Here is a 15,481-nt window from a genome sequence, read left to right on the forward strand (position 1 = left end):
TGGCGGGCAATTGTGTTCTGAAACCTGGATATGTCAGCAGTGCACTGACACCGTCTGGAGAGTGAGGCACGTTGGGAATCAGGCGCCGGAGGATACTCGTGCAGCCTAATTCCCAGTCAGCCGATCTTAATTTCCGCTGTTGATCATCAACTCTATCCGATAGTCAGCAACTTCGTTCCGGCGTGCGGCAGAGCGCATCATATACACTCTGACTTTGTAATCACCAGACGCAGGCAGTTTACCTTCATACTGGTTATCACTGACAGAACCGTTAAACATGGCAGCTTCGTTTTCACCTGGTGCCAGTATGTTGAAATAGGTGGCGGTATGCTTCGTTGCCATACTGACGTTCATCTGCTGGCCTTCTTTGGCATTGAGCACATAATCAACGACCTCATAGCCTTTGATGCTCCCTTCGATCACCGCGCCGTTTGTGCCTTTCTGAAATTGAACGCGTTCAGTGCGAATATCATCGGCAACGGCTGCGACTGAAAACATCAGCGATAAGCCGCAGAGCAAGAGATTCAGGGAATGACTTTTAAAAAGATATGCCTTCATACAATTTTCCTACTACTTCAAGAAGTTCAAAGTCGTGTTGTTGAGTGAACAGCAAAAGGCTAACACCGCCTGACAGATTGCATTCAGTATGGCTGCTTGGTTCTAATTTGCCAGTTTCTGACGGCTGAACCAGTGGCTGAATCTCAGTCACTGTGATTGCGTGTCGTCATCAGGCTTTTGACACTGCTGGTGTGGTGCGTCTGCCTCCCACTTCCCGCATCCATTTCATCAATGGGCGTTCGAATAAGTAGTAACTGAATGTGGAAACGCAGATCAGCACAGCGGTAAAGAGAAAGATACCCGTCAGCACGGTGACCAAGGATGTTTGCGCATACCACCATACGGTCCAGTCCGGGTTGATATGATGGATCACTTCCACCCCTGCGAGTAGCAATACAGAGTGCCACAGATAAATGGAATAAGAGATATCACCTAAAAATTGTGTGACTTTATTGTCGAGTAAACCGAGCAACAACGAAGAACGATTCTGCTGGTTGGCCGCGACGAGTACCAAAAGCGCAAACAGCACATAGGTGGTCATCGTAACTGTGTCGCTGATGCTGAACTGAAGCACAGTGATGAGTGCAATCATGAGCGCAATCAATAGCCCATCATGATTCAGCTAGTTTTTCATTCTGGGACCGAATGAGATACGGGATAACCACATCCCTAATGTGAAGCCGCAAAGGCCACGAACGAATGCACTCAGGGTTGAAGTGATATCCAATGTTCCATGCATGCTCACCATGCCGCTCAGTACCAGCATAATCAGGACTGGAAGCCAGGCGTTACGCTGTGCGGGTTGCAAAAGCACGGGTATGAGTAATGGAAAGACCAGATAGCACAGCCATTCAATACTCAGCGACCAACCGGCAATGTTCCAGCTTAAAGGCTGGGAAAGGATACCATTGACCAGAAACAGATTGGGGACCAGGGTTTCCGTTCGGTTAAACGGGCCGGTAAATGGTGGGATGCCTGTGGCTCCCCAGGCATCAAATAATGGGCCGGCATAAAAGCCGATTTGGTGAAGCGATTTGTAATATTCCCAGAAAAAGAGAACAGCCAGCGTGACAAAGAACAGAGGATAAATCCGACTGAAACGTAACCACATAAATCCTCGCCATTTTTTGAAGCTACTGCCTGTGGCGAACGTGGACTGATAAACATACATCATGACAAAGCCACTCAAGATGAAAAATATATCCACCCAGAGATAGCCGTTTTCCAGAAAATGTGTGGATTGCGCAATACCGTCCCGCCATTGCGGAAACAGAATTAAACGGGCATGAAAGTAGGTGACGATGAGTGCGGCAATCCCGCGAATCGGTGTTAATAAAGGAAGTTGACCTGGCATGTATTTGTCCTGTTTTTTATTTTTTCTGTCTTTGCAGGAATTGGTCCCGCGGTGGGCCATTGCCGTCCTGGCATTCTTTGTGATGATTTTATGGCAAGAAATGATAGGCGTCTTGTTGCATTTAATTTGCAAGGCATTGGAAGGTTAAAATCGTGACTCTCGCGGCGTATTCACTGTAACTAATTGAAATGTTGGCAGTTCAATGCAGTGTCAGTGCATCCGCTTCTGCTGCAGAAGTGGATGCATCTGTGTTTCTCGTCCCGATTGTTTGCTGATCAACCCCCCGATAATGGGGGGCTGATATGCCAGTGAACGTGCTGGTCTGATTATCCTGCACTGACCAGACGATCGATCATTCCCTTGATTGCCTTCATTTGCGGGGCGTCTTTGGTGTAATAGTTGTAGGGCGGCTGGCTTAAGGTACTGTAACCCCAGAAATCCCAGCAGCCGCGAGGGTTATAGGGGATGAATTCAGATTTTTTCACTTGCGGGAACAGCACAATGATCTCATTGGTATCGGCAACGTTCAGGTAGCCGGTTTCTTGAATATACCTTGTGCCGATGACAGCGATGCCCTGACGGCAACCGTGCACAGCGACATGCACTTTACAGGATGCCGAGCGGCAACTGGCCGGAATGTAGACATATGCTGTGTCATCCATGCTGGTGTTCGGGCTGCTGATGAATTCACTTTGATTAAATGCCACTAAGTCACCGCCCGGCGTCGTTGCGGGTGGGTTCAGCGGGCCGTAAATGTGCGCCAGAATTCGCATGGCCTGCGGGATATCACAGTTATTGATATAAGGCGCTTGTGTGAGATCACAGGGGGTATCTGCCGGATCGCTGGTAATAAAGGCATGGCCGGCATCCACGCTGCTGTTATAGCGGATCTGCGAGTCAGGCACCCCCAGCTTCTGGTAAAAGGTGACAGCAGAATCGACCACACCGGTGACGACCGTTTCATCCAGCCTGCCCGAGAAAAGGTAAACCTGATCGTTCTTCAGGTTTTCAGGATCGTCAATCCGGCCGTTGTTTGCGGTTACTTTAGCCAGCTCCGCTAAGTATCCGCTGTTGGGGAACTGGGATGACGAACAACCAAGCAGACTATTTTCACAGGGGTTCATGCAAGTGGTCGTGGCGTTAAGCAGCGGATTCACAAAGGGATTATTGCCCGCGCAGTTCCAGGGGCCACCCGCAACAATCCCGGCCCCGACCAGCGATTCAGAAAAGGCCACATGAAATTGTGCTGCCATGAAGCCACCGGATGACAGACCAGAAATCGAGGTTTGATTAGCCTGTGCATTTAATGGCGGCAGCAGCACGGTTGTTGCGTGCGCTGAAACAGAGAACAGCAATGCGAAGGCTAATAAGCGTTGTAGCAGCGTGTGCAGCATCTTGAACTCCTGTCTGATGAGATGACGTCCTTGTCGTACGCTTTGAGCGTGACTCTGGAAGGAGTATAGGTGCGGATAAGCAATTTGTTGCGCAAATGTGAATTTCAGATTTGAATCGAAAAGGCGGGTGATTTTTTGCGAACGGCTAAAATGACAACACTCACGCAATGGGAAATTGGTTGCTGAATAGTTTATTATCTGCGATATCCAAATGCTTACTTGGTGTTGAGTGAGCATTTGTTGAAGCCCTAAGGGAATGTTTACTTATCCCCCAACTTGCTGGGCTCCTTGCTCACTGGAACTTTTCAATCAATTCGCTCTGTATCTCTTCGGTAACCACATCAATGATCGGGGTGTGTTTACGGCCATGTTTGGTAATTAAGCCATAGGCATAATTGGGTAAACCGTTAACTGGCCGGGCGCTCAGGCCATCCTGTCTGACACCGCTCAGCAAAACGCTGTTGACAATTGTGATGCCCAGTCCGCTGGCAACCAGTGCGCAGGCCACACCAACTGAATGAGCCTCAATTTTTATCTGGGGTTTGATCCGGTGCTGGTGGAAAAAAATCGATATCTTTACGGGTATTACTCTGCCGGCCGAGTAATACCAAGGGCTGACGGGCAAAATCTTTGGCTTCAATCTGGTTCAAGGCCTTAAGTGGATGATCGTCCGGCATGACACAGACTGATTGCCCTTCTGCAACGCGCCTGAAGTCGAAGCGCGGATTGTCGTACAGACGCGTGAAGCCGATATCCGCATCCCCTTGATCAACGCATTGCTCTATATAACCGTAATTACCTGTCAGGATTTCGATCACGACATTTGGATTATTTTTCATCACTCGGGAGACAACTTTAGGGATGAAGTCGAATGCGAATGTATGAGGAACAGCAATTTTAATCAGCTCTCTTGTGCGATGCCCTTTCTTGATATCAGCCGCTTGCTGATAGAGTTTTTCAGATTTTTCCAACAGTTCTGAAGCGGTCATTAATAAACACTCAACGTCTTTTTTTGCAATGAGCCGCCCTTTGTAGCGAATGAATAATTCAATGTCTAACTCTTGTTCAAGCTGACTGATTAAGCGACTGACCCCTGACTGCGACAGACCTAAATCTTTTGCTGCTGCGCGGGTTGAACCTGAGTTCATGACAGCCTGTAAGGCTTTTAAATGTTTTATGTTCATTGGGTATTAGTACAAATCTGCATCGCATTATGCAGGAAACTCATACGGTTGTGCCTGCGTCTGAATTAACGATATGTTGCTTTCATATTACACATATTTAACAAAATGTGTGACACAATCCAGCTCATGGAGAGATAACAACAATGAAAGTAACGGAAGCAACTCTTACTCCGTCGTTACACGGAACGGCGAACAGTGGACCTATGAACCCTACAACAAAACAACTGAATCCGGTCATTATTTTGCTCTTTGTCGTCTTGGCCGCAGTACTCATGACTTACTTCATCGACTCAGGCACTTTCCAGCGAGAGGGAAAGGTCATTGTGCCCGGTACTTATCAGGTACTGGATAAAGAAGTTTCCCCGCTGAACCTGCTGGGCATTTACAGTGACGGTGCGCAAGCCAAGGCCGTCAGTTTGCTGGACGCATTGGTCAGTATTCCCAAAGCGATCGACAAGCAGGCCGGGATGATCTTCATGGTGCTGTTTATTGGCGGTATGTTTGGCGTGCTGAACAAAGTCGGAGCGATCGAGACCGGCCTGGAGCGTATGCTGTCAGTCACAAAAGGAAACGTCTACCTGCTGGTACCGGCAATGATGATCGTGTTCTCGATGGGAAGCACCTTTATGGGCATGGCTAAAGAATTCCTGCTGGTGATTCCCATGGTCTGTGCGATGGCTAACCGGATGGGCATGTCCAATCTGATCGGTCTGGCGATTGTCGCGATTCCGGTGAAAGTCGGTTATCTGGCTTCAATCACGAACCCTTATGCGCTGTCGATTGCCCAGCCGCTTGTGGATGTCCCTGTGTTCAGCGGCATGGGGATGCGGGTGTTCGTGTATGTTGTGCTGATGCTGATCGGGATTGCCTTTGTGCTGTGGAGCATCCGGAAAGAAGTGCGTGATACGCAAGTAGAACAGCAGTGGGATACCTCCCCTTGTCTTTGCGTCATCAGCTGGTTCTGACAACGCTGGCCCTTGGTGTGGGCTTCCTGGTATATGCTTCTCAGACCTGGCACTGGAAGTACGATGAGTTGTCTGCGTACTACCTGGCGTTGGGCGTGTTGTTCGCCATTATCGGCGGTTTGAATGCTAACGATACCGTGGATGCTTTTGTCGGAGGCATGAAGAAAGTCTTAATCGCCGGTGTGCTGATTGCTCTGGCAACCTCGGTCGCTTTGCTGCTGGCGCAGGGTAAAGTTTTAGACTCCATTGTCTATACGCTGGCATCACTGGTGGGGAATGACAATCCGACCTTTGCTGCTTACGGCATGTTTTTCTCACAGTTGCTCATTGATGTTGCGATTCCGTCAACCTCGGGTCAGGCCGCGGTGACTATGCCGATTCTTGGTCCGCTCGGGCAGCTTGCCGGGGTCGATCCGCATACCACAGTCCTGGCTTTCCTTATGGGGAATGGCGCGACAAATATTATTACTCCGACCTCAAGCGGCCTGTTGATTTTCCTGGCCACGGCCCAGGTCGGGTGGGGACAGTGGGCGCGTTATGTACTGCCCTTCTTCCTGATCATCATCGCGTGTGCGATGGTCTTTCTGTCAATCAGTCTGGCCGTTTACGGTTAATCATAAAGGTGGGAGGTGTCGCTGTGATGAAAAGCCTACTCGATCAGAAGGTGATGACCCGGGACAAGATTGCGCTGGCAACCGATGTGTATTTACCATCCGGCAGCGAAGGCCCGTGGCCGGTTGTTCTGGAACGGACACCGTATGATAAATCGGCCCCGTCCCGTTCGGAGATTAATCTCGACGGAACACGGCTAGGGCGACAGAAGATGGCCCGTGCATTTACCGATGCCGGTTTTGTGGTGGTGTTTCAGGACTGCCGGGGTCGATATGGTTCGGAAGGTGTTTTTGCCAAGTACATTCATGAAGCCGAAGATGGTTATGACACGTTAGTCTGGCTGACGCAGCAGCGCTGGTGTAATGGCAAAGTTGGCACCATGGGGCTGTCTTATGCAGCCCATACCCAGATGGCGTTGGCTTGTTTGAATCCGCCCGGGCTGTCAGCCATGGTGCTGGATTCCGGTGGTTTCTCCAGTGCCTATCATTGTGGGATTCGGCAGGGTGGTGCGTTCGAGATGAAGCAGGTGACTTGGGCATACCGGCAAGCACTTTGCAGCCCGGAAGCTGAGGCGGATCCTGTACTTAAAGCGGCACTGGCACAGGAAGACATTCTTGAATGGTTCAGGAAAATGCCCTGGAAGCCGGGCCATTCGCCGCTGCGCCATCATCCGGATTATGAACAATATCTGTTTGAGCAATGGTCGAAAGGGGAATTCAGTGATTACTGGCGTAAGTCCGGAATTTATGCGATAGACAATTACGCTAATATTCCGGATATTCCGGTCTTACTCATGTCCAGTTGGTACGATGTGTATGTCAAAAGTACATTGGACAATTTCAAGGCACTGAGTGAGAAAAACCGTTCACAAACCGCCTTGATTATGGGGCCCTGGCTACACGGCGACCGCAATGATACCTTCAGCGGCGATGTGGAATTTGGCAACACAGCGTCCTTTGATGGCAACCTAGATACAGATTGGCTGACTTGCCGTATTGACTGGTTTCAGCGCTGGCTCAAGGACAATACTGAGTCGACCGACAGACAGGAAACACCGGTCAGGTTGTTTCGGATGGGGGGCGGTGAGGGTAATAAAAATGATCAACAGCGACTCATGCATGGAGGGCAGTGGCTCACCGGAGAGTGCTGGCCGCTGAAAAATACCTGTTCCCAACGTTTCTATTTTTGTGAAAACGGGCAGTTAACTACGTCACCGTCAGCGCAACCTAACGAGAAAAAGCAATATATCAGCGATCCGGATAACCCGGTCCCTACAATCGGTGGGGCATTGACATCAGGCAAGCCGGTTTTTGTTGGGGGCGCGTTTGATCAAAGGGAAGACAGCCGCTTCTTTGGTGCTCGTGGTGATAACCTGCCACTGGCAGCACGTGCTGACGTGCTGGTGTTTGAAACAGAGCCGCTGGAATCTGATGTCGTGGTCGCCGGTGAGGTCAGTGCCAGATTGTTTATTGAAAGTGATGCACCCGACACGGATTTCACGGTGAAGCTGGTGGATGTGTATCCGGCCAACGAAGATTATCCGCAGGGATTTGCCATGAATATCACAGACGGTATTTTTCGCTGTCGTTATCGCCATGCCTGGGAACAGCCAGCGAGGCTGATAGCTGGTGAAATTGCAGAAATCACCGTAGAGCCCTTCGCCACCTGCAATCTGTTCCGTAAAGGACATCGTATTCGGGTTGAGGTGGCCAGCAGTAATTTCCCTAAGTTTGATGTCAATCCGAACAGCGGGGAACCGGAAGGGCAGGCGTTTCTGAAGCGAAAAGCACTCAATACCGTGTATTGCAGTGGTGATAAGGCCTCGTATATCGAGTTGTCTGTGTTGTCTGCATCCCAGTAATTGCACCTGTCCTTCAACCGGTGCCAATAAAAAGCCAGCCTCGGAGAACGAAGCTGGCTTTTTTGATTCAGGTTAGCTGGATGACAGGGCAATCAAATTTGTATCGAAAGACAGTTAATTATGAGACTAGCTGAATGGACAAACTTTTGCTGGGGTATCGAGGCTATGTCTTTGTCGGTTATACCCAGGAGCATAAACTCTCAGAAGGGGATATGACTCATCCCGTATTATTTACCTTATCAAAGGTAACCGATGATTTGCCTTTCCATAGCACCGGCGTGCAGGCAATGAGGGCGATTGCCACATACGTCATTGTTGAAAAGTCGACAGATAAATCCGAATTTGAAGTAACAAACAGGCTCCCTAAGGCGCCGCCCAGACCGACCGCGAAATGCTGGAGAGCGTTTTGCAGGCCGATAATAATCACCCGATCTTGTGGCGTGAGAGCGCTGATTAACTCGGTAATTAAGATAAGCGTTCGCGCAGAGCTGACAATGATAAAAATAACGAAGGCCAGTGCGGCAAGATTGACAACTTCTGTGTGAAAACCCAGTCCCACAGCAATCGCCATCATGAATGAAAGCCGGACGATTAACTTGCCAACTGCAGCATCACTCATTTTCGCTCTTGCGTAATATTGAATGAATACAAAAGAGCCCAGACCGCTTGCCATGTAACAAAAACTCAGAAGTTTTTCAGAAATAGCAAGATTGACCGTTAGCATGACAGGGTATTGGGTTGAAACGATAAAAGTGCTCAAAATGGCGGTGAAAATCAGTGTAGCAGCGAAAAGTAATGGTTTGTAATTTCTGAGTGGGCTGACTGACGTATTTTGCTTTGTATTCTTCGTAGAACCTGATGTCAGCAATGGTTTTGGAGACGCAAAATGAACGATTAAAAACAACAAGGCAGAAAATATCAAAGCCATGCCTAACAGCTGAAATCCAATCTGCCAGTGAGTGCCGGCGGACACCATGAGGAGACCTGGTACACCAAGCGCGAGTGCTAACGGAAAGGCACTGACCAATATTGCGGTGTTTTTCTTTTTTTCTGTTCATCAGAGATCAAGATTAAATAATTCAGGTTTACGACAGCCAATGCACCGCCAAAAAATCCCGTCCCTATCCGAGCCAAAAGCAACAGAGTAAAGTTATCCAGCGTTGAGGTGATGAGTGTCGTCATCGCAATCCCAGCAAGATAAAAAAGGATTCTCTTTCTTTCGCGAGTCACATCCTGCGAGCCTTGAATCAACAGACAAGTCAGCGCTGCTGCAATAGCGTAAACAGACGTCAGATAGCCGGACTGTGATGCCGGAACTTTCGCTTCCATGGCCATGACCGAGCTGAAAGGCACAATCACTAACGCATCAAGCGCAACCAGAAAATGAATGATGAAGCAAATAAAGAGATTGTATTCCGACATGCGGCGTGACGAAAAAAATGAAGTAATCATGATGAAGCCTTTCTGTCTTGAGGGGAGCGTCGATGAAAGACTTGATTGTATTCGCCCGGAATGAGTAATAAAGTGCGGTTTATTGGTTTGATAATCCAACAATTCGGGATAATAAATGATTGAGCAGATCGAGCAGCAATGGCTGAAAAGTTTTCACTGCGTTTATGAGCACAACAGCTTTAAAAAGGCAGCAGAACAGCTTCATTTACCCACATCAAACGTCAGCCGTCATGTCGCCTTACTGGAGGAGAAGCTCGATACCCGGTTACTGGAAAGAACGACACGTCGTATGACCCCAACCGAGGCGGGAGAGCAGCTCTACGCGACGACACGGGGCTTGTTAGCGGCGCTGAACGATGCACTTGAAGAAGTGAATCAGCACGCTCAATCGCTAGCAGGTTCGCTCAGAATCCTGATGCCGGATATTCCGGTACTCGCAAAGGCAGTCGTCGATTTTTGTGTTGAACATCCAGCCATATCCTTATCTTGTGAAACCAGCCTGAGCCCCAAAGAGAGCTTACTGGATGGGTTTGATCTGATTCTGAGTTATCAGCGAGGAAAATTAACCGATAGTGGCTGGGTGGCGAAAGAGATCGTCAGGCTGCGAAGCATTGTGGTCGCGGCACCGGGCTTGATCAGACAACATGGCCGTCCTGAGAAACTGGCCGATTTGAACCACTTGCCTTGTATCACGAGCTTAACGGCGTTAAATGGCACACCCTGGGTATTCAGACATTCAAACGGTCAGCTGCTTACGCAGCATGTGAAATCGTCATTTAAAGTCAACAGCGGCAACATGGCTAAGTTTGGTGCGCTGGCAGGTCTTGGCTTCGCGATATTGCCTGAGGAGTCGTGTACCGATGAATTAAACGCAGGCACCTTGCAGCACGTAGCGTTAGACGCTGAACCTGAGCCTCTGGCTCTTTACGCTTTCTATGCCGGGCGAAAACATTTAGCAAAAAAGATCACGATTTTCATTGAACACCTGCAAAAACACCTTCAAAAACAAATGAGCACTGAGTGAAATGCGCTGGATGCAGCGCGTTTGGGGCATGTCCGGATTGCTCAGGAAGATTGCAGTGTTTGCCGGATACAGTCGATGAACCAGTGATAACGTGAGGCCAGCTCACGATGGCGTTTCCGGACCAGATACAAAGGCTCTCTGGCATTGACGCTGCGGTGCACAATACGCAGTTCGGGTGCGTATGGCGACTCTGAAATCGTACTTTCCGGCAGGACAGTAAAACCAATGCCGAGTGAAACCGGCAGTAAAATCTGGCTGAGCTGATTGATATAGCTGCGTACCGGCAGTGAATCGTTCGGCATGGAAAACGGCAGATCCAGCAACACACTGTCGAGATACCGGCGGGCGTTGGGGTGATCGATAAACCCGGTTTTTGTGAGCAGCGCCGGCGACAACTCAGATTGATCCTGTGCGGCAGGAAAAACCAGACACAGGGTTTCTTCACCCATTTGCTCACGGTGAAAACGCGCTGGTGCAGGCGGCTCGGTGACAATACCCAGATCGATCTCGTCCTGTTCCAATAGGTGAAGCACACGCTGATCCGGCGCAGACTCAATGCTCACCCCCAACCTCGGATGGGCAAGCTGGCGCTCAAGAAAAAGCGGGTAAAGCAGATTGGCCAGCGTACCGGACATGGCAAACCGGCACGGACCGGCTTCCGGGTTATCCTGTAACAGCGCCTGTTGCAGGCGCTGTTCTTCTGCCTTCAAAGCCTGGCAGTGTTGATACAGCACTGTGCCTGCATGGGTGAGTTCAAACTTTTTCCCTGTCCGGACCAGAAGTGCCTGTCCCAGTTGTTGTTCCAGTTTACGGATGTGCTGACTGACACCGGGTTGGGTCATATGAAGCCGGGCAGCGGTTTCAGTGAACTGGCCGACCTCGACCAGCGTGGCGAAGGTATGGAGCCATTGCCTGTTGAGTCTCATGGATAACAAATCGTGATGGAAACAAGAATAAATGATAATTTTTAATTCGCATTTTGGCGAATTAAAGTGAAGCTCTCAACAACAGGAGGGTTTCCCCCATGAAAACGAACGAACATCAGCCTTACCCAAGAACATTTTCTCATATTGGTATTTCGGTGCCGGATCTGGAAGCGGCGGTGAAGTTTTACACCGAAGTGCTCGGTTGGTATCTGATCATGTCTCCGACAGAAATTGTGGAAGATGACAGCGCCATCGGTGAAATGTGTACCGATGTGTTTGGCGAGGGCTGGGGACGGTTTCGGATTGCACACCTCTCAACAGGGGATCGCATTGGGGTGGAACTGTTTCAGTTTGAGAATCAGCAGCAGCCGGAAAATAACTTTGAATACTGGAAAACCGGTGTGTTTCACTTCTGTGTGCAGGACCCGAATGTCGAGGAACTGGCAGAGCGCATTGTGGCAGCTGGTGGGAAAAAACGCATGAAAGCACCGCGCTATTATTACCCGGGTGAGAAGCCGTATCGCATGATTTACATGGAAGACCCGTTCGGGAATATTCTGGAAATCTACAGCCACAGCTATGAACTGCATTACGCCAGTGGCGCCTACAGCCAGTGAGCTGATGGGGAACAGAGAGTGGAATTAAAAAAGCCAGCTTCATTGCGAAGCTGGCTTTTGCTGTTATGTCAGTCAGACAAACCTTATGACAGGACAGGTTCTTCCTGAATGTTTTCCGAGGTTGCCAGATGCAGGAAGTGCATGTGGCGCTCGTACTGGGTTAAGGCATCGGCAATGATTTGCTCCTGATTGTAACCCATCACATCATATTGCTGGCCGCCCTGCAGCAGGAAGACTTCTGCGCGGTAGTAATCGTCATACGATTCATTGGCATAGGCTGGCAGCGCGAAGTGGCGCAGGCGAATGCCATAGGCAAAATCTTCCACCTCTTCTTTTTCAACCACTAACCGCACCCGCGACTCATCCAGCACCTGAAGCTTCACCGCCAGGCCCTGAACTTTCATTTCTTCGACCAGGTTTGTCAGCGCCGGTATGGCTGTTGAAGTCATGAATTTCTCAGCTTCATCCTGCTTCGGATGGTTCACCATGGCTGAAATACGGGATTTCCAGCTCACACTGGCCTGAGTGTACTGCACGCTGGTGTTGTGTGTCTGGATACTGTTTTGCAGCATGTAGTCGTTCCGCAGTGCTTTGAACAGGCAGTAACAGAACAGCAGCATCAGAATCATGATCGGGAAGGCGCTGGCAATGGTCATGGTTTGCAGGGCAGACAGACCACCGGCAGCCAGCAGCGCCGCGGCCACGATACCTTCAATCACAGCCCAGAAGATACGCTGCCAAACCGGTGGCTCAGCCGCACCGCCTGAGGTCAGGGTATCAATCACCAGTGAGCCGGAGTCGGAGGAACTGACGAAGAAAGTGATCACCAGTGCCACACCGATGACAGACAGTACCGTCGACATTGGCATGTGTTCGAAGAACTTGAACAGGGCAACGGGCACATTGTCACTCACGGCCTGGCTCAAATAAGCCGCACCGTGGTTCATGATGGCGTCGATGGCGGTGTTACCGAAAGCGGTAAACCACAGGAAGCCGAACAGGGATGGGATCAGCAGGACACCCACCAGGAATTCACGAATTGTCCGGCCACGTGAAATACGGGCGATGAACATCCCCACGAACGGTGACCAGGAGACCCACCAGCCCCAGTAGAGCAGTGTCCAGCCGCCGATCCAATCTTCTTTCGGCTCGTAAGCATAAAGATTGAAGGTTTTGTTCACGATATCGCTCAGATAGGCGCCGGTGTTTTGCACGAACGACTTCATGATCAGCGCGGTTGGACCGGCAATGATGACAACGGCCAGCAACAGCACAGCCAGGAACATATTGATGTTCGACAGGCGTTTGATGCCGCCGTCCAGACCCATAACAACGGAAACCGTCGCGATCAGGGTGATGGCGGCAATCAGAAGGACCTGAACTGTGGTGTTTTGTGGCATATCAAACAGGTAGTTAAAGCCTGCATTGACCTGCACCACACCAAAGCCTAAAGAGGTTGCGACACCGAACAGCGTGCCGATCACGGCAAAAATGTCGATCACATGACCAATCGGGCCATAGATTTTGTCGCCAAGGATAGGGTACAGGGCGGAACGTGGCAGCAGTGGCAGCTTATGACGGTACGCGAAGTAGGCCATCGCCAGAGCAACCAGCGCGTAGATCCCCCAGGCATGCAAGCCCCAGTGGAAGAACGTAATCTTCATGGCTTCACGTGCCGCTTCTACCGATTGCGGATCACCGACAGGCGGGGATGTGAAGTGCATCACAGGTTCTGCGACGCCGAAGAACATCAGGCCAATGCCCATGCCGGCGGAGAACAGCATCGCCAGCCAGGAGCTGTAGCTGTAATCGGGTTCGGAGTGATCGGGCCCGAGCTTGATATCGCCCAGGCGGCTGAACATCACAAAGATGAGGAAGATCAGGAATATAGCGACAGCCAGGATATAGATCCAGCTTGCCTGAGTGATGATCCAGCCTTGAATGTTTTTAAAATAGGCTTCCATGGCTTGCGGCCACATCACACCTATAAAGAGAGAGCGGCAATAAAAATTGCCGAGGTAAAAAATACCGGTTTATTTAAATCTGACTTAATTTCCATAAATCCTTCAAATCTTACGGTTGCTATGTCCGGTTAGGGGGCGCCATGATAGTGGCAGAGGCCTTAGTGAAAATTGATGTAAATCAATTCAACGGACAGTGAAATAGGCCATGATGTAAGCAAAATTTTGCGCCATGACCTCTTGTTAAGCAGGTATTCCAGATTTTTCTGCTTATGAAAAACGGGGAGATATTATCAATTTTTTGCTTAGTGTTCAAAGTGTGATCTTGGTCTAACTTTAGGTTTTAGCTCTAATTAATAATCTATCTTGTTGTTTTTTAAGGGTAATGACATCTATTTGAGTGATTTGATAAAAATTCGTGGGCGATTGTTTTGAGCTGTAAGTTTTTGGCTAAAAAAGAGCGCCAACAGGCGCTCCGGATCAAGTCGGGCCAGATTATCCACCCCAGCTCCGGCTGGAAGAACTGCCCCAGCTGGATTTGGCTGCAGCACTGGAGCCAAAACCGCCGCGCGAGATGGTACGGCTGACGGTCGGCTTGGGTTTCATCTGCTCCGGGCCGACTTTGATCTTCGACTTTTTATAGCGGTAGGAACCGTAGTCGTAGCCATCGGCTGTGGTCCAGCGGCCGTAATAACGGCTGCCCGGATAGTAGGAACTGAACATTGGCTGGCTGTAGTAACCGCGGTTACTGTCCAGCAACCGCGCAAACATAAAGCCGGCCATGGCAGGCATGAACCAGTTGTTTTCTGACGACTTCATGCAAGAGTTCGTTCCGAACTCAGTGGTACACTCCTGCAAGTTTTTGTATTTCGGTGCAGTCCGCTCCGCTTCCTTCAGCGCATTCTGATAGGCCGCTTCACACTGTTCGGAATAGCCCGGGTTGTCATCTTTACAGTCATTGACCGTATGGTAGATCACGGCATCTTCCTGCGGATCGCTGCAACCAGTCAGCAATCCCGCGGTAATGGCAGCGGTCACAGGCGCAATGGCGAAAGGGCGCCATTGCTTTCGCATACCGGAAAGATTGACGTCTTTAGTCCGTTTCATGACAGTCCCCCTTAATAGGTCATGCAGGCCGCATTGAGCAGGCCAACTGACACTGAGGTGGCAGCCATCAGCAGACCGGCAGGGATTTCTCCTGCTTCAATGCGCTCGGCAATACGGGGCATGAAACCAATCCGGACAATCACATAGGCCAGCATCTGCGCCAGTAAGGCAACGACACCCCAGATAGAAAAATCAATGAAGTTCACTGAGTTGCTGGCAGCACCAGAAATCGCCAGTGCGTAACCCAGAATTGAACCGGACAGGGTAATGGCCGCTGCGGTGTTTTTTTCTTCTTTGACCAGTTTCCATTCATCGTAGGGAGTAATGCGGACAAAGATGAACTTGAACAGCATTAAAAACACGATTGAAATCGCAAAATAAACAACAAAGGAGCCTAGCCCGGCGAGTGATTGTGTCAAAAGATCCATGGAAATCCCTGAAATTATCAATGTTTAGTCGTGATGAT

General features: G+C 49.9%; 15 protein-coding genes and 1 pseudogene. 5 read left to right on the top strand and 11 right to left on the bottom strand.

Features of this window, described 5'->3' with window-relative positions:
• Positions 1-126: 126 nt before the first annotated feature.
• From P4S53_RS05830 to P4S53_RS05850, 5 genes and pseudogenes are all read right to left on the bottom strand, one after another.
• Complete coding sequence (locus P4S53_RS05830; RefSeq protein ID WP_337111828.1) at positions 127-558, bottom strand: hypothetical protein; 432 nt, start codon at positions 556-558, stop codon at positions 127-129.
• Between the two features lie 169 nt (positions 559-727).
• A complete protein-coding gene (locus P4S53_RS05835) occupies positions 728-1,150 on the bottom strand; it encodes an acyltransferase family protein (RefSeq protein ID WP_337111829.1) in 423 nt (140 codons plus the stop codon).
• Between the two features lie 30 nt (positions 1,151-1,180).
• Positions 1,181-1,912 carry an acyltransferase family protein gene (locus P4S53_RS05840; RefSeq protein ID WP_337111830.1) on the bottom strand — a complete coding sequence of 244 codons (732 nt, stop codon included), beginning with the start codon at positions 1,910-1,912 and terminating at the stop codon, positions 1,181-1,183.
• A gap of 326 nt (positions 1,913-2,238) precedes the next feature.
• Positions 2,239-3,306: an extracellular catalytic domain type 2 short-chain-length polyhydroxyalkanoate depolymerase gene (locus tag P4S53_RS05845; protein ID WP_337111831.1), complete on the bottom strand. Its 1,068-nt coding sequence runs from the start codon at positions 3,304-3,306 to the stop codon at positions 2,239-2,241.
• 292 nt (positions 3,307-3,598) lie between these two features.
• A pseudogene (locus P4S53_RS05850) lies at positions 3,599-4,490 on the bottom strand (LysR family transcriptional regulator).
• A 203-nt stretch (positions 4,491-4,693) separates the two neighbouring features.
• Here P4S53_RS05850 and P4S53_RS05855 point away from each other — a divergent pair.
• Genes P4S53_RS05855 through P4S53_RS05865 form a run of 3 tightly spaced genes read left to right on the top strand, consistent with a single transcriptional unit; the run spans position 4,694 to position 7,928 of the window.
• Positions 4,694-5,455, top strand: coding sequence for a hypothetical protein (locus tag P4S53_RS05855; protein WP_337111832.1), 762 nt, complete (start codon positions 4,694-4,696; stop codon positions 5,453-5,455).
• Entirely contained in the window at positions 5,428-6,069 is a 642-nt protein-coding gene (locus P4S53_RS05860; protein WP_337111833.1) for a Na+/H+ antiporter NhaC family protein, read from the top strand. Before P4S53_RS05855 ends, P4S53_RS05860 begins: the two co-directional genes overlap by 28 nt.
• A gap of 26 nt (positions 6,070-6,095) precedes the next feature.
• Positions 6,096-7,928: a CocE/NonD family hydrolase gene (locus P4S53_RS05865; RefSeq protein WP_337111834.1), complete on the top strand. Its 1,833-nt coding sequence runs from the start codon at positions 6,096-6,098 to the stop codon at positions 7,926-7,928.
• 217 nt (positions 7,929-8,145) lie between these two features.
• On the opposite strand, the gene P4S53_RS05870 is transcribed toward P4S53_RS05865, so the two are convergent.
• Both P4S53_RS05870 and P4S53_RS05875 read right to left on the bottom strand, forming a co-directional pair.
• The gene (locus P4S53_RS05870; RefSeq protein WP_337111835.1) at positions 8,146-8,904 is read right to left on the bottom strand and encodes a hypothetical protein; all 759 of its coding nucleotides are present in this window, start codon (positions 8,902-8,904) and stop codon (positions 8,146-8,148) included.
• Positions 8,905-8,933: 29 nt separating this feature from the next.
• A complete protein-coding gene (locus P4S53_RS05875) occupies positions 8,934-9,380 on the bottom strand; it encodes an MFS transporter (protein ID WP_337111836.1) in 447 nt (148 codons plus the stop codon).
• A gap of 115 nt (positions 9,381-9,495) precedes the next feature.
• On the opposite strand from P4S53_RS05875, the gene P4S53_RS05880 reads away from it, so the two are divergent.
• Complete coding sequence (locus tag P4S53_RS05880) at positions 9,496-10,404, top strand: LysR family transcriptional regulator (RefSeq protein ID WP_337111837.1); 909 nt, start codon at positions 9,496-9,498, stop codon at positions 10,402-10,404.
• 41 nt (positions 10,405-10,445) lie between these two features.
• Here P4S53_RS05880 and P4S53_RS05885 read toward each other — a convergent pair whose 3' ends face one another.
• Complete coding sequence (locus P4S53_RS05885; RefSeq protein ID WP_337111838.1) at positions 10,446-11,330, bottom strand: LysR family transcriptional regulator; 885 nt, start codon at positions 11,328-11,330, stop codon at positions 10,446-10,448.
• 98 nt (positions 11,331-11,428) lie between these two features.
• Here P4S53_RS05885 and P4S53_RS05890 point away from each other — a divergent pair, with 98 nt between their 5' ends.
• Positions 11,429-11,947, top strand: coding sequence for a lactoylglutathione lyase family protein (locus P4S53_RS05890; protein ID WP_337111839.1), 519 nt, complete (start codon positions 11,429-11,431; stop codon positions 11,945-11,947).
• An 83-nt stretch (positions 11,948-12,030) separates the two neighbouring features.
• On the opposite strand, the gene P4S53_RS05895 is transcribed toward P4S53_RS05890, so the two are convergent.
• The 3 genes from P4S53_RS05895 to P4S53_RS05905 all read right to left on the bottom strand — a co-directional run bounded on the left by P4S53_RS05895 (position 12,031) and on the right by P4S53_RS05905 (position 15,443).
• The gene (locus tag P4S53_RS05895) at positions 12,031-13,929 is read right to left on the bottom strand and encodes a BCCT family transporter (RefSeq protein ID WP_337111840.1); all 1,899 of its coding nucleotides are present in this window, start codon (positions 13,927-13,929) and stop codon (positions 12,031-12,033) included.
• A gap of 474 nt (positions 13,930-14,403) precedes the next feature.
• Positions 14,404-15,015, bottom strand: a complete 612-nt coding sequence (locus tag P4S53_RS05900) for a DUF1190 family protein (protein WP_337111841.1) — start codon at positions 15,013-15,015, stop codon at positions 14,404-14,406.
• 11 nt (positions 15,016-15,026) lie between these two features.
• Positions 15,027-15,443 (bottom strand): DUF350 domain-containing protein, encoded by a 417-nt coding sequence (locus P4S53_RS05905; RefSeq protein WP_337111842.1) that lies wholly within the window; start codon positions 15,441-15,443, stop codon positions 15,027-15,029.
• Positions 15,444-15,481 lie beyond the last annotated feature (38 nt).

This window comes from Photobacterium sp. Hal280, assembly GCF_037162255.1.
Classification (GTDB): domain Bacteria; phylum Pseudomonadota; class Gammaproteobacteria; order Enterobacterales; family Vibrionaceae; genus Photobacterium.

Coding starts and splice junctions, on each gene's coding strand:
- P4S53_RS05905 (WP_337111842.1), bottom strand. CDS start 15,443: ATGGATCTTTTGACACAATCACTCGCCGGGCTAGGCTCCTTTGTTGTT.
- P4S53_RS05890 (WP_337111839.1), top strand. CDS start 11,429: ATGAAAACGAACGAACATCAGCCTTACCCAAGAACATTTTCTCATATT.
- P4S53_RS05875 (WP_337111836.1), bottom strand. CDS start 9,380: ATGATTACTTCATTTTTTTCGTCACGCCGCATGTCGGAATACAATCTC.
- P4S53_RS05855 (WP_337111832.1), top strand. CDS start 4,694: ATGAACCCTACAACAAAACAACTGAATCCGGTCATTATTTTGCTCTTT.
- P4S53_RS05835 (WP_337111829.1), bottom strand. CDS start 1,150: ATGATTGCACTCATCACTGTGCTTCAGTTCAGCATCAGCGACACAGTT.
- P4S53_RS05900 (WP_337111841.1), bottom strand. CDS start 15,015: ATGAAACGGACTAAAGACGTCAATCTTTCCGGTATGCGAAAGCAATGG.
- P4S53_RS05830 (WP_337111828.1), bottom strand. CDS start 558: ATGAAGGCATATCTTTTTAAAAGTCATTCCCTGAATCTCTTGCTCTGC.
- P4S53_RS05880 (WP_337111837.1), top strand. CDS start 9,496: ATGATTGAGCAGATCGAGCAGCAATGGCTGAAAAGTTTTCACTGCGTT.
- P4S53_RS05845 (WP_337111831.1), bottom strand. CDS start 3,306: ATGCTGCACACGCTGCTACAACGCTTATTAGCCTTCGCATTGCTGTTC.
- P4S53_RS05865 (WP_337111834.1), top strand. CDS start 6,096: ATGAAAAGCCTACTCGATCAGAAGGTGATGACCCGGGACAAGATTGCG.
- P4S53_RS05885 (WP_337111838.1), bottom strand. CDS start 11,330: ATGAGACTCAACAGGCAATGGCTCCATACCTTCGCCACGCTGGTCGAG.
- P4S53_RS05840 (WP_337111830.1), bottom strand. CDS start 1,912: ATGCCAGGTCAACTTCCTTTATTAACACCGATTCGCGGGATTGCCGCA.
- P4S53_RS05870 (WP_337111835.1), bottom strand. CDS start 8,904: ATGGTGTCCGCCGGCACTCACTGGCAGATTGGATTTCAGCTGTTAGGC.